Consider the following 12,187-nt stretch of genomic DNA (forward strand, 5'->3'; position numbering starts at 1 on the left):
CTCTTAAGAGGCAACACCCAAAGAACGGGTGATGAGCGACACTGTGGACGACGTCGACCTCCCATACGACGAGGACGAGGCGTCCCAACAGGAGAAGATCCAGGCGCTCGAGGAACGGCTGGAGGTCCTCGAGACGCAAAACGAGGAGATGCGTGACAAGCTCCTCGATGCCAACGCCGAGAACAACAAGTACCAGCAGAAACTCGAGCGGCTGACCCACGAGAACAAGAAGCTCAAGCAGTCCCCGCTGTTCGTCGCCACGGTCCAGGAAGTCACGGACGAGGGCGTCATCATCAAGCAACACGGGAACAATCAGGAGGCCCTCACCGAAGTCACCGAGGAGATGCGCGAGGAACTCGACCCCGACGACCGCGTCGCGGTCAACAACTCGCTGTCGATCGTCAAATCGCTCTCGAACGAGACTGACGTTCGCGCCCGCGTGATGGAGGTCACCGAAAGCCCCGAGGTCAGCTACGAGGATATCGGCGGCCTCGAAGAACAGATGCAGGAAGTCCGCGAGACGGTCGAGATGCCCCTCGAGAAGCCCGACATGTTCGACGACGTCGGGATCGATCCGCCAAGCGGCGTCCTCCTCTACGGACCGCCAGGAACGGGCAAGACGATGCTCGCGAAGGCCGTCGCCAACGAGACCAACGCTACCTTCATCAAGATGGCCGGCTCCGAGCTGGTCCACAAGTTCATCGGTGAAGGAGCGAAACTCGTCCGCGACCTCTTCGACGTCGCCCGCGAACACGAACCCGCCGTCATCTTCATCGACGAGATCGACGCCATCGCCGCCAAGCGAACGGAGTCGAAGACCTCCGGCGACGCCGAGGTTCAGCGGACGATGATGCAGCTGCTCTCCGAGATGGACGGCTTCGAAGAACGAGGCGAGATCCGCATCATCGCGGCGACGAACCGCTTCGACATGCTCGATCGCGCGATCTTGCGCCCGGGCCGGTTCGACCGCCTCATCGAGGTCCCGAAACCCGACGCCGAGGGCCGGGAGCTCATCTTCCAGATCCACACCCGCGACATGAACGTCGCCGACGAGGTCGATTTCGCCGAACTGGCCGAGGAAGCCGAGGCGGCCTCCGGCGCCGACGTCAAGGCGATCTGTACCGAGGCCGGCATGTTCGCGATTCGCGACGACCGCACGGAGATCAAGACGGAGGACTTCCGCAGCGCCTGGGACAAGGTTCAGGCCGACTCCGACGAGACCGACGAGGTCTCGAAGACCTTCGCCTGAGTCGCAGCAACGTCTTTCCTGCCGTTTTCGTTCTCTTCGATCTTTCACTCGAGAAGACACTTCGAGTTACGAGTTACGAGTTTTGAGTTACGAGTTTCGATTACGATTTGCGAGGAACGCAAGCCAACTCACTCGAGGTCACACGGAACGCACCGACTGACAGCAGTGAACACACGATAGTGGCAACTCACGATAGCGGCGACGCAGCGGTCGGTCGTCCCCAGCGTCAGTTGGAATGGGCAAGCCGAACCGACGAACTACCGCAGCGTCAGTATCGCATCGCTCGAGAAACGAGTTCGGATTCGCGTGTGACGGGCCGTACGTTACAGCGCCGCGAAGATCAGCCACGGCACGATAAAGAGCGCGACCGTCAAGACGGCCAGAATCAACAGGTACCCGATGCCGGTGCCGGCCGCGGTGATCCACGACGGATGGTCGAACTCGCTGAGATCAACTGCCATACGCGTACCGTCCGGTGAGACGAGTATAAACGTACCGGAACGTGTGACAGATGACCGGACCCAAAATTACTCGAGTCGGAGTGGACGGTTACCGTCCCGTGCCAAACGCAACCGGCGGCATCACCGCCAAAGTGGGCCGTTACTGCCACGCCTCGAGTGAGATCGCGTCCCGCTCGGGCATCGAGAGCCAGACGTCGTCTCGCCCGATATCGGCGATGACGAGGTGTGACTGCCCGTCGATCTCGTCGACGGCCGCGACGACGTCGGCGTCGGCCGCCAACTGACTCCCGACCGCATTGGCCTCGAGTGTCATATTTGTCGATAGATTCGCCGCATGTATGAACGTTTCGTTTCTACCCAATCCCGTAATTGAACACTTGGTACTATTCGCCCATGTCTTCTACATATTGGAGTTAAACTCGTTTTTCTTCCAGAATGTAAACGTTCTCCTGAGACAGGTCTGTCGCTCGACGAGACCCATCGGTCTGTACGGGACTCGAGGCGACTCGCCTGGAGTACGGTTTCCGGACCGTTTTTACCGAGTGACTGGCTAGGCACCGTCAATGACGAAAATCGTCGTGGTGGACAACCACGGACAGTTCACCCACCTCGAACGCCGGGCGCTTCGCGACCTCGGCGTCGACACCGAGTTGATCGACAACGAGACACCGCCCGAGGAGGTCGACGCGGACGGCGTCGTCCTCTCCGGCGGCCCCGACATGGACCGAATTGGACACTCCGCCGACTACCTCGAGGCCGGCGTTCCGGTCCTCGGCATCTGCCTCGGGATGCAACTGATCGCCGACGAACTGGGCGGGCGCGTCGGCGGCGGCGACTACGGCGGCTACGCCGACGTGACGGTCGAAATCGAAGACGAAAACGACCCGCTGACCGGCTCGCTCCACCCGGAAACCCGCGTCTGGGCGAGCCACGCCGACGAGGTCAAAGAGCTCCCCGAGGGCTTCGAGTTGACGGCCAGCAGCGACGTCTGCGACGTCGAGGCGATGAGCGACACCGACCGCGACCTCTACGGCGTCCAGTGGCACCCCGAGGTCGCCCACACCGAGGAAGGCGAGGAGATCTTCGAGAACTTCCTCGAGATCTGCGAACAGTAGGTCTCGCGACAGAGACGCGCACCGCCAATCGTTATCTTTCGCCGCAACGTTCGGCTGCCGACTCGGCCACGCCGCGGTCTCACCGTCACGTCTGACCACCAGAGTATTCACCGTCCACATAGATGCGTGTGTCAATGGCAACCGATACGGTCGGCCGATTCGAACGCGCGCTCTCCGACCTCGAGGTCGGATTCGAGCGCGTCGCTGCGGCCGATGCGAGCGAGCGGATCGCATCGATACTCGAAGCGCCCGCCGTCGGCACCGAACTTCCCTACGACGGCGTCTCACAGCCCGATGGGGTGACCACCGAGCCGACGGCGGCCGAACTCGCGGCCGCGGAAACGGGCGTCACGCCGGCCAGTTTCGGCATCGCCGAGTACGGAACCGTCGCGATCGAATCCCGACCCGACGGCGACGAACCGGTCGCGCTCTATCCGGACTTCCACGTCGCCGTCGTCGCCGCCAGCGACGTCGTCCCGGATCTCGGGGCTGCATTCGAACGCCTCGAGGGTCACCTCCGCGGCGCGAAGAGCCTCGTCTTCGCAACCGGCCGCAGCGCGACCGCGGACATGGGCGACCTCGTACACGGCGTCCACGGCCCCGGAGCGGTACACGTGATCGTTCTGGAGGACCGGTGATCGCGATGGCAGAGCGAGCCAACTCACACTCAGATCCACACGCATCGCGAACGCAACCGCGCACCCGGGACCGCGACCGCGAGGAGGCTGCCGCGCGCATCCGACACCTCCTCGAGACCGAGGGCGAAGCCGTTCACGCCCAGGCGAGCGTCTCGAACGTCCGACGGGCGCAGGTCTACGAGGAGACCGACGACCTCGAGGAACTGCGAACGAAAGCGCGGGCGATCAAGGAGGACGCGATCGAACGGCTTCCGGAGCTGATCGAGACCGTCCGCGAGGCGGTCGAGGCAAACGGCGGGACGGTCTACGTCGCCGAGGACGCTGCGGACGCAAACGAGTACGTCGCGAACGTGGTCGAGGATGCTGGCGGCGAAAGCGCCGGCGGAACCACCGAGGCCACGAGCGACGCGACCGACGCAACCGGCGCGAGCGGGCCGACGGTCGTCAAATCGAAGTCGATGACTACGGAGGAGATCGATCTCAACGACACTCTGGAACGCGAGGGCGCCGACGTCTACGAGACCGACCTCGGCGAGTGGGTTCTGCAGGTCGCCGACGACACCCCCTCCCACATCGTCGGCCCGGCGATGCACCTGAGCCGGGCGGAGATCGCGGACCTGTTCACCGAGCGATTCGACCCCGACGAGCCGTTCGAGACGGCCGAGGAGTTGACCCGCTTCGCCCGCGACTACCTCGGCGAGCGCATCCGCGAGGCCGACATCGGGATCACCGGCGCGAACTTCGTCGTCGCCGAGAGCGGGACGCTCACGCTGATCACGAACGAGGGGAACGCCCGCAAGTGCGCGGTGACCCCTGACACCCACGTCACGGTCGCCGGCGTCGAGAAGTTGCTCCCGACCGTCCGGGACCTCGAGCCGTTCGTCGACCTCATCGCCAAGAGCGCAACGGGCCAACCGATCTCGCAGTACGTGACACTGCTGACGCCGCCCGTCGAGTCGCCGACGCTCGACTTTGCGTCCGACGAGCCGATCGCCGAACTCGAGGACGAAGACGAGGACGGGGACGACCGCGAGTTCCACCTCGTCTTGCTCGACAACGGTCGAACGGCGATGCGCGAGGACGACCAGTTACGTGAGACGCTGTACTGCATCCGCTGTGGCGCGTGCTCGAACTCGTGTGCGAACTTCCAGTCCGTCGGCGGCCACGGGTTCGGCGGCGAAACCTACTCCGGGGGTATCGCCACGGGCTGGGAGGCCGGCGTCCACGGACAGGATTCCGCGGCCGAGTTTAACGACCTCTGTACCGGCTGTAGCCGCTGCGTCGACGCCTGTCCGGTAAAGATCGACATTCCGTGGATCAACACCGTCGTCAGGGATCGCATCAACCGCGACGCCGAACCAGAAGCGTACGACGCCCTCGTCGACGGGCTCACGCCGAACGCCGAAACCGGCGGCCTCGACCCCGGAAAGCGGTTCTTCGGCAACATCGGCACCGTCGCAAAGCTCGGCAGCGCGACGGCGCCCGTCTCGAACTGGCTCGCCGACGCCGGCCCCGTGCGCGACCTGCTCGAGCGCACTCTCGGCATCGACCGCCGCCGCGACCTGCCGACCTTCCAGCGCGAGTGCCTCGTCGACTGGTTCGAGAAGCGAGGCGGCGAGGCTGCTTCGAGACGCCGAGCCGACCGGGCCGCGAGTCGCGGCGACGCCGCCGACGTCGACCGCGAGGCCGTTCTCTACCCGGACGTCTACACGAACTACGTCGATACGGACCGCGGGAAAGCCGCTGTCCGGACGCTCGAGGCCCTCGGAATCCCGGTTCGCGTTCCCGACCTCCCCGAGAGCGGTCGGGCGCCGCTGTCCCAGGGGATGGTCGCGACGGCCGACGAGCGCGCGAGCGCGCTCTACGGCGCCGTCGCGGAGGATCTCGACGCCGGCCGCGATCTGGTCGTGATCGAGCCCTCCGATCTGGCGGCGTTCCAGCGGGAGTACGAACGGTTCCTGCCCGAACGCTCCTTCGAACGACTGCGAGAGCACAGCTACGAGGTCTGCGAGTACGTCTACGGACTGCTCGAGAACGGCGGCGATCCGACCGCGCTGTCGACGTCCGCCGCGCTGGCTGAGAGCGACGACCGCGGCGATCGCGGCGATCCCATCGCCTACCACTCACACTGCCAGCAGCGCACGCTCGGCCTCGAGGCGCCGACGACGGCCCTTCTCGAGCGCTGTGGCTACGAACTGCGGACGTCGACCGCCGAGTGCTGTGGCATGGCGGGCTCGTTCGGCTACAAGCGCGAGTACTACGAGTTGAGCGTCGACGTCGGCGAGCGCCTGGCGACGGAGTTCGAAGACGCCGAGACGGTCGTCGCCTCCGGAACCTCCTGTGGCGACCAGCTCGAGGGTCTGCTCGAGCGAGACGTTCCTCACCCGATCGAGATGATAGCACCCGAGCGGTAAGTGGATGAACTCGCTCGAGACGGGACGAGTCGGACCGCCCGAACGACGGACGCAATCGCCGGCAGCAGCTATACGGACCGATCGAACGTTCGGTCGGTATGGACGCGCCCGCAACGCCGTTCGACGGGTCGGCTGACGGCCGAGACGCCATTTTCCGGGCAACGTATCGCGTCGTTTACGAGGACGGCTACGCCGCGTTGTCGATCAAGCGGATCGCCGACGAGGCCGACCTGAGCAAGTCGACCATCTACCACCACTTCGAGAACAAAGACGAACTCGCACTCGAGTTCGCCTCGGAACTGACGATTGCCTACCTCGAGCGGTACGTTTCGCTCGTCGGTGGCGAGACCGACGACGCGCTAACGGCGGTCGAACGGCTCCTCGACCTCGCGTTGTTCGGCGACGTCGACGGCGAACGATCGGATTCGGACGGCGACGACGCGACCGACGTCGATCGTGTCTACCTCGAGATGCGGTCGCGGGCCCTCACCGACCCGCGGTATCGGACCCGCTTCCAGCAACTCGACGCGATGATCAGAGAGCGCCTCGCAGCGCTGGTCCGCGAGGGGATCGACGAGGGCACGTTCAGGGACGTCGACCCCGCCGCCGTCGCCGCGACGCTGTACGTCGTCCTCGAGGGAGCGTCGCTGCTCGGAAGGACGTCGGCCGATCGCGAGTGGATGGCCGCGGTTCGGGACCAACTCGACGCCTATCTGGCGACGATCACTCTCGAGGGAGGCAACTCCGACTGACAGAAGCGTACGTGGCGTCGTTGACTCCGACGACGAAGCGAGGTGGGAAAAGAAGAGCAAGCGGAGGAGGCGGCCGTCGTCTCGGTCGGCGAGCTGCCGGCTGTTCGACGCGGAAACGACGTGAAGAACCGTCCGCCGTGGGATCCGTCCCGTGGATCCGTGGTGACTACGCCCGCTCCTCGAACAGTTCGTCGACCGCCTCGCGTGCGGTTCGCGCGGCGGCGTCGGCGACCTCCTCCGGACCGGGGCCGGGACCGTCCTCGGCGTCGGGGACGTTCAGATAGACGTCGACCTCGAGGACGCCCTCCTCGAAGGTGACGGTAACGTCGCAGTCGCGAACGTCCGACTGCTTGTACCGCGAGAAGATCAGCCCTTCCGCGGCGTCCGAGGCCGTCTGTACGACCTCGTCGTCAGTCGGTTCGTCGGTCGGCATTTACGCGCCGCCGGCGCCCGGACCGCCTGGGCCGGCTGGACCGCCCATGCCGCCACCGCCGCCGAGCAGGTCCTCGAGTTCGCCCTGCAGGCTCTCGAACTGATCCTGCACGCGGTCTTCCTGCTTCTCGAGCGTCTCGAGTCGGATCTCGAGCGAGTCGACCTTGTCGTCTAGGTCTTCCTCGGCCTGATCGTACCCGGTCTCGACGAGAAGTTCGCCGACCTTGCGGTACATCTGGGTGTCCTCGTCGATCTCCTCGAGTTCCTCGAGGGCGTTCTCGGCTTCGGTCAGGCTCGATTCGGCCTCCTGTTTCTGGACGGCGACCTGCTGGGCCGTCTCCTGAAGATCCTGAAGCTGTTCGATTTTCTCTTGTGCTTCCGGCGGCAGATTACCCTGCATATCTCGACCGTCGCCCTCCGGACTGATAAAGCCAAGCTTTGTCGTCGATCAGGCGGCCGGCGAGCGCAGCCCGGACGGCTTTCGACGCCGACCGCGTGGGCAGGGGTATGCGACGGCGGACGGCGCTGGCCGTCGGCGGCTCGGCGCTCGCGGGATTGTCGGCCGGCTGTCTCGACCTCGAGAGCCTTCGCCGGGACGACGCCTGGCGCGAACTCGTCGTCGACCCACCCGGCGGCGTCTACATCCCGTCTCACGCCGACGAGATGGTGGCGTACGGAACGGCGACCGCAGCCGGCCGCGAACTGTCGCTGATGGCGACGCGTCCGCACTCCTTCTGGGTCGTCGCCGACGGCGAGCGAACGCGAGCGGGCGTCCGATCGCCACACGCGGTCCATCTGATGGTCGACGTCCGCGACGCCGAAACGGGGGCGTTTCTCCCGGCACCGGTCACGACGACGCTCGAGGTTCGCGAGGGCGACTGGGCCGACGAGCGGACGCTCTGGCCGATGCTCTCGCAGCCGATGGGCGCCCACTACGGCGACAACGTCCCGCTCGACGGCGACGGCACGTACGGAGCGACGATCGACGTCGGCGCGGCGAGCGCGGACGTACGCGGCCCGAGCGCTGGCGAACTCTCGGAATCGGCGACCGTCGAACTCGAGTTCGAGTTCGAAGCCGCCGAAATCGAGGGGCTCGGGCGGCGGCTGTTCGACGAAGACGAGGGTCGCGGCGAACGTAGGGCGCTCGAGCCGATGGGGTACGAGCACGGAGACCACGGCGAGCACGACGACCACGGCGAGCACGACGACCACGGCCCCGAATCGAACGAGTCGGACCACGAGCACGACGCCGCGACTCGAGTCGGATCCGCGACGAGCGGCGACGTCGACTACACCGCGGTGCGTTTCGAAGCGACCGACGGCAACGCCGAAACGGCCGAAATTGGCGACGACTCCGACCCTGCGCTCGTCGTGACGGCGCGCACCGCCTACAATCGGTATCCGCTTCCGTTCGCCTCCCTCTCAGCGACGGTCTCTCGAGCGGGTGAGCGAATCGCCGGCGGATCGCTCTCCGAGACGGTCGGTCCCCGGGTCGGTCACCACTACCGAACCCCCGTCGAGCCGACCCTCCTCGAGCGCGGCGACGAACTGCGAATCGACCTCGAGACGCCGCCACAGCTCTCGCGTCACGAGGGGTACGAGACGGCCTTTCTCGAGGCGGATAGCGTGACGATCGGACTCGAAGCGTTCTGAGTCGGATCGCTCGACGGTCGGCGGGTGGCAGGTGGTAGTCGACAGTCGGCGACGTCTCACATCGACGTGTATCCGTCGGCTGCGCGCAGGATCCACAGCCCCAGAGCGAGCATGAGGACGCTCACGACGAGCCAGTGTGGATTCCACGCCTCGGTGCCGTGGACCACGTTGTGCAGGTCGAGCACGTAGTGGCTGACGACGCCGTCGATGACGTTGAAGACGCCCATTCCGACGACGATGGCGCCGACGAGATACGTCGTCGAGAACCGACGGTCGGTGCCGTTGACGAGCCGCCAGAGCAGCCCGAAGCCGACGGCCATGACGGTGAGCATGGCCAGCAGAAACAGCCCGTCGAACATGACGTTCGTCTGGTGTCCATCGAGGCTGTAGGGATCGTAGAATCCCGACAAGAGGTGATGCGTCTGGAGCGTCAGGTGAAAGATCACGGTGTCGATGACCGCGCCGAAGCCGAAGCCGATCGTCCCGGCCGCGAGCAGGAGTCGGTTCCGCGCGTCGGTCCTCGTCGCCATACGGATTCGAAGACGGCGAGCGTCAAAAGTCACGAACCGGCGACTGCACCGGCGCCCTCAAAACTCGAGTGTTGCGTCGCCAGCCTCGGCCGTTCGTTCGGCGACGTCGATCAGCGTAACCCACGTGTTCAGTGCCGCTCGCAGCGCGATCACGTCCGCGGCGTCGATCTCGATCCGGACGGACGCACCCTCGCGGTCGATCGTCGTCCGCGAGCGCTCGTCGTCGATCTCGCCGATCTCGCGGGTGACGCTGTCGGCGACGAGTCGAGCTCGAGACGGCGTCTCGTAGTCGAACTCGAGAGTCGCGTCGTGAGAAGACACGCGCGGGCTTAGTTGACGCCGACTTCCTTGACGTCGCGGCTGCGCTCTTTCAGGAGGACGCGGTGGCCGCAGTAGGGACAGCGGACGCCACCGTACTCGTCGAGCTGGACGTCGCGTTTACAGCGAGAGCACTTGTAACTCATACTGGATCGAAAGGGGTGTTATTCGTCCTCGTCCTCGGAGAGGGCGGCGCGAATCGAGCGCGTGACGGTGCGGCCGGCGGGAGTCTGTGGGCGGTAGGCGCCGCCGGTGAAGACCTCGCCGGTCTCTTCGTTCTTCCAGATGCCGGTGCCGACGCGGGTGACGGAGTCGCCGTCGACCTCGGCGTTTTGCATGTCGTCTTCGATCTCACTGACGCGGCGTCGGGCAACGCGACCGTAGCGAGCGCCGAAGCGGCCCGCGCTACCGACTTTTCCTTTATCGGCCATAGTAGGGCTAACTATCGCTAGCGGATTCTTAAACCTGTTGAGTTACGTCGCTTCGTCGTCGACCCGCTCGGCCCGTTCGGCGACCGGGCCGGTCAGGAGTTCTCGGAAGACGAACGCGAGCGCAGCGACCGGGCCGGCGGGAGCCAGCGGAGCGGCGAGTAGCCCCGTGCCGATTCCCGTCGCTGCGATGGCCGTTCGGAGGACGAGCCCACTGAGCGCGAGCATCGGAATCGCAGCCAGGACGGCGTCGGCTCGCTCGAGCATGGCTAATTATATCTCATTACCTCCGGTCGGATAAGGGGCTGACAACCAGCAGGCAGTGTCACTTCCATCGGTCGGAGACAATACTTGCGGGGAAGTGGTCGAGAGCGACGGCGATCCGATCCGGCGAACCGACCGTTACTGGAACTCCGCGTTGGACAATACGTCGTTCAGGTCCTCACGGATGCGCTCGCCCATCTCGCGATCGTAGGCCGTCGTCACGACGCGGTTCTCCTGGACGCTCGAGCCGTCCCGGAGGAGCATGCGAACGTTGCCGCCGTCGTCGGCACGGGTGACCTTCGCCCGGAGGCCGGATTGGGATCCCTTGCCGCCGGCGTCGATGGGGCCCGGAATGACCTTCTTGACGTGAGGGTGGTCCGCGACGGTGTGGATCGCCCGCATTCCCGTTCGGCCGCCGATGAGGGTGGTGTGGCTGCCGCCGATCTTCTCCGCGGGCGGCGTCTCGACCACCTCGAGAGCGCGGTTGCCGCGGCGCTCGAGGACGTCCTCGACGGGCTCCTCGTCGGCGACGCGGTAGAAGGGGTGGTGGACGTCGTCGCGGACGGCCTGAATGACGACGCGCTCGCCGCCGGCGTAGACTTCCTCGGGGCGCTTGCGTCGGATCTCGTCGCCGATCAGCCCCGCAAAGTTCCGGAGTTCGACGGGTTCGTTCTCACCCTCCTCGGGCGTCGTCGTGATCGTCGTCCGCCCGAGCACGGGGTCGTCGTCTCGGGCGGCCGCCGCGGGCGCCTCGCCGTCTTCCGGCTCGGGCGCGAGCATCGTAATCGTCGCCCGCTCGCGCCCCGCCTCGAGGACGATCGCCGCCGTGTTCGACTCCCGGCAGACGAGACAGAAGTCGCCGGGTTTCTCGAGCGGCGAGGCGCAGTGACGACACTCCATAGCCTAGACCGTGATTGTCGGGGGAGGTGTAAAACCCGCGCGTTTTCGGACGGTGGGTGGCGCCCCGAGTTGCGAACCGCGACCGCTCCTCGGACCCTCGAGGTCGTTCGCGTCGTCGGACTCGGCGTCGAAACCCTCGAGTCCGTCAGAAAACCTTCTCGAGAATCGTCTCGACGGCCTCGGTCTGGACGACCTCGTAGGGCACGCGCATCGGCGAAATCGAGACGTTGCCCTCGAGCAGGGCGTGACGGTCCGTATCCTCGGGGTCGGGGATGTCCCGGTTGGCCATCTGCTGCCAGAGGCGGTTGGTCAGCTGGAAGCCGCCGTCTTCCATCGCGGCGTCCATCTCGTAGACCTCCGTCGGGCGGGTGAGCTCGTAGCCGACGGCCTCGACGTCCGGTCGAGGGACGTTGACGTTCAGGTAGTCGATCCGATCGAAGAGGCCGGTGTCTGGCGTCTCCCGGACGAGTTCGGCGGCGACCTCGCCCGCGCGCTCGAAGTCTGCCGGCTCGAGGTCGCCCTCGAGGCCGAGCGTGTCCATCGAAACGGCGATCGACGGCGTGTCGAGGAAGGCGGCCTCCATGGCGGCGCTGACGGTCCCCGAGCGCGAGAAGACGTAGGCGCCGAGGTTCGCGCCGGCGTTACAGCCCGAGACGACGAGGTCGGGATCGGTCTCGAGGGCGTTGACGCCGACGATGGCGCAGTCACAGGGGGTGCCGCGGACGGCGTAGCCCAGTTCGTGGTCGACGTGGGGAACCGGCGAGGTGAACATCCCGTCGGCCATGCTGGTCGTCAGTTCGAGGTCGTCGCCCTCCGAGACCGTGCGCCCGTAAGAGAGCGAGCGCCCGACCGCGCTCTGATTGCTGTCGGGGGCGATAACGGTGACCGAAGCGACCTCGGTGAGCGCGTCGTACAGCGCCCGAATGCCCGGCGCGTCGATCCCGTCGTCGTTCGTCAGGAGGATTTCTGGCTGATCGTCCGCGTGCATACCAGCAGGGTTAGGGCTCGCGGTGGATACGAGTATCTATTCTGA

General features: G+C 65.9%; 17 protein-coding genes. 6 read left to right on the top strand and 11 right to left on the bottom strand.

Annotated features, from left to right (window positions below):
* The first annotated feature begins 31 nt into the window (after positions 1-31).
* The gene (gene pan1, locus C493_RS01910; protein WP_007257701.1) at positions 32-1,249 is read left to right on the top strand and encodes a proteasome-activating nucleotidase Pan1; all 1,218 of its coding nucleotides are present in this window, start codon (positions 32-34) and stop codon (positions 1,247-1,249) included.
* Positions 1,250-1,572: 323 nt separating this feature from the next.
* On the opposite strand, the gene C493_RS23315 is transcribed toward pan1, so the two are convergent.
* Positions 1,573-1,710: a hypothetical protein gene (locus C493_RS23315; protein ID WP_007257702.1), complete on the bottom strand. Its 138-nt coding sequence runs from the start codon at positions 1,708-1,710 to the stop codon at positions 1,573-1,575.
* 139 nt (positions 1,711-1,849) lie between these two features.
* The gene (locus C493_RS23320; protein WP_007257703.1) at positions 1,850-2,023 is read right to left on the bottom strand and encodes a DUF7556 family protein; all 174 of its coding nucleotides are present in this window, start codon (positions 2,021-2,023) and stop codon (positions 1,850-1,852) included.
* 250 nt (positions 2,024-2,273) lie between these two features.
* On the opposite strand from C493_RS23320, the gene C493_RS01915 reads away from it, so the two are divergent.
* The 4 genes from C493_RS01915 (at position 2,274) to C493_RS01930 (ending at position 6,629) form a co-directional block, all read left to right on the top strand.
* Positions 2,274-2,825 (top strand): GMP synthase subunit A, encoded by a 552-nt coding sequence (locus tag C493_RS01915; RefSeq protein WP_007257704.1) that lies wholly within the window; start codon positions 2,274-2,276, stop codon positions 2,823-2,825.
* A 134-nt stretch (positions 2,826-2,959) separates the two neighbouring features.
* Entirely contained in the window at positions 2,960-3,463 is a 504-nt protein-coding gene (locus tag C493_RS01920; RefSeq protein ID WP_007257705.1) for an LUD domain-containing protein, read from the top strand.
* Positions 3,464-3,468: 5 nt separating this feature from the next.
* Entirely contained in the window at positions 3,469-5,877 is a 2,409-nt protein-coding gene (locus C493_RS01925) for an LUD domain-containing protein (RefSeq protein WP_049889084.1), read from the top strand.
* Between the two features lie 98 nt (positions 5,878-5,975).
* Positions 5,976-6,629, top strand: coding sequence for a TetR/AcrR family transcriptional regulator (locus tag C493_RS01930; protein ID WP_007257707.1), 654 nt, complete (start codon positions 5,976-5,978; stop codon positions 6,627-6,629).
* A 166-nt stretch (positions 6,630-6,795) separates the two neighbouring features.
* Here the strand turns inward: C493_RS01930 and C493_RS01935 are convergent, their stop codons facing one another.
* Positions 6,796-7,062: a DUF3194 domain-containing protein gene (locus tag C493_RS01935; RefSeq protein ID WP_007257708.1), complete on the bottom strand. Its 267-nt coding sequence runs from the start codon at positions 7,060-7,062 to the stop codon at positions 6,796-6,798.
* Positions 7,063-7,461: a prefoldin subunit beta gene (locus tag C493_RS01940; RefSeq protein ID WP_007257709.1), complete on the bottom strand. Its 399-nt coding sequence runs from the start codon at positions 7,459-7,461 to the stop codon at positions 7,063-7,065.
* A 107-nt stretch (positions 7,462-7,568) separates the two neighbouring features.
* Here C493_RS01940 and C493_RS01945 point away from each other — a divergent pair, with 107 nt between their 5' ends.
* A complete protein-coding gene (locus tag C493_RS01945) occupies positions 7,569-8,714 on the top strand; it encodes an iron transporter (RefSeq protein ID WP_007257710.1) in 1,146 nt (381 codons plus the stop codon).
* A 56-nt stretch (positions 8,715-8,770) separates the two neighbouring features.
* Here the strand turns inward: C493_RS01945 and C493_RS01950 are convergent, their stop codons facing one another.
* The 7 genes from C493_RS01950 to surE form a co-directional block, all read right to left on the bottom strand.
* Entirely contained in the window at positions 8,771-9,244 is a 474-nt protein-coding gene (locus C493_RS01950; RefSeq protein ID WP_007257711.1) for a DUF2243 domain-containing protein, read from the bottom strand.
* 57 nt (positions 9,245-9,301) lie between these two features.
* Positions 9,302-9,565, bottom strand: a complete 264-nt coding sequence (locus C493_RS01955) for a KEOPS complex subunit Pcc1 (protein ID WP_007257712.1) — start codon at positions 9,563-9,565, stop codon at positions 9,302-9,304.
* Between the two features lie 8 nt (positions 9,566-9,573).
* The gene (locus C493_RS01960) at positions 9,574-9,708 is read right to left on the bottom strand and encodes a DNA-directed RNA polymerase subunit P (RefSeq protein WP_007257713.1); all 135 of its coding nucleotides are present in this window, start codon (positions 9,706-9,708) and stop codon (positions 9,574-9,576) included.
* Between the two features lie 18 nt (positions 9,709-9,726).
* Positions 9,727-9,993 (bottom strand): 50S ribosomal protein L37ae, encoded by a 267-nt coding sequence (locus C493_RS01965; RefSeq protein WP_007257714.1) that lies wholly within the window; start codon positions 9,991-9,993, stop codon positions 9,727-9,729.
* A gap of 42 nt (positions 9,994-10,035) precedes the next feature.
* Positions 10,036-10,257, bottom strand: a complete 222-nt coding sequence (locus C493_RS01970; RefSeq protein ID WP_007257715.1) for a hypothetical protein — start codon at positions 10,255-10,257, stop codon at positions 10,036-10,038.
* Positions 10,258-10,392: 135 nt separating this feature from the next.
* Complete coding sequence (locus C493_RS01975; RefSeq protein WP_007257716.1) at positions 10,393-11,154, bottom strand: DUF2103 domain-containing protein; 762 nt, start codon at positions 11,152-11,154, stop codon at positions 10,393-10,395.
* Positions 11,155-11,299: 145 nt separating this feature from the next.
* Positions 11,300-12,142, bottom strand: a complete 843-nt coding sequence (gene surE / locus C493_RS01980; protein WP_007257717.1) for a 5'/3'-nucleotidase SurE — start codon at positions 12,140-12,142, stop codon at positions 11,300-11,302.
* Between the last annotated feature and the right edge of the window lie 45 nt (positions 12,143-12,187).

Origin of the sequence: Natronolimnohabitans innermongolicus JCM 12255 (assembly GCF_000337215.1) — an archaeon.
Lineage (GTDB): Archaea > Halobacteriota > Halobacteria > Halobacteriales > Natrialbaceae > Natronolimnohabitans > Natronolimnohabitans innermongolicus.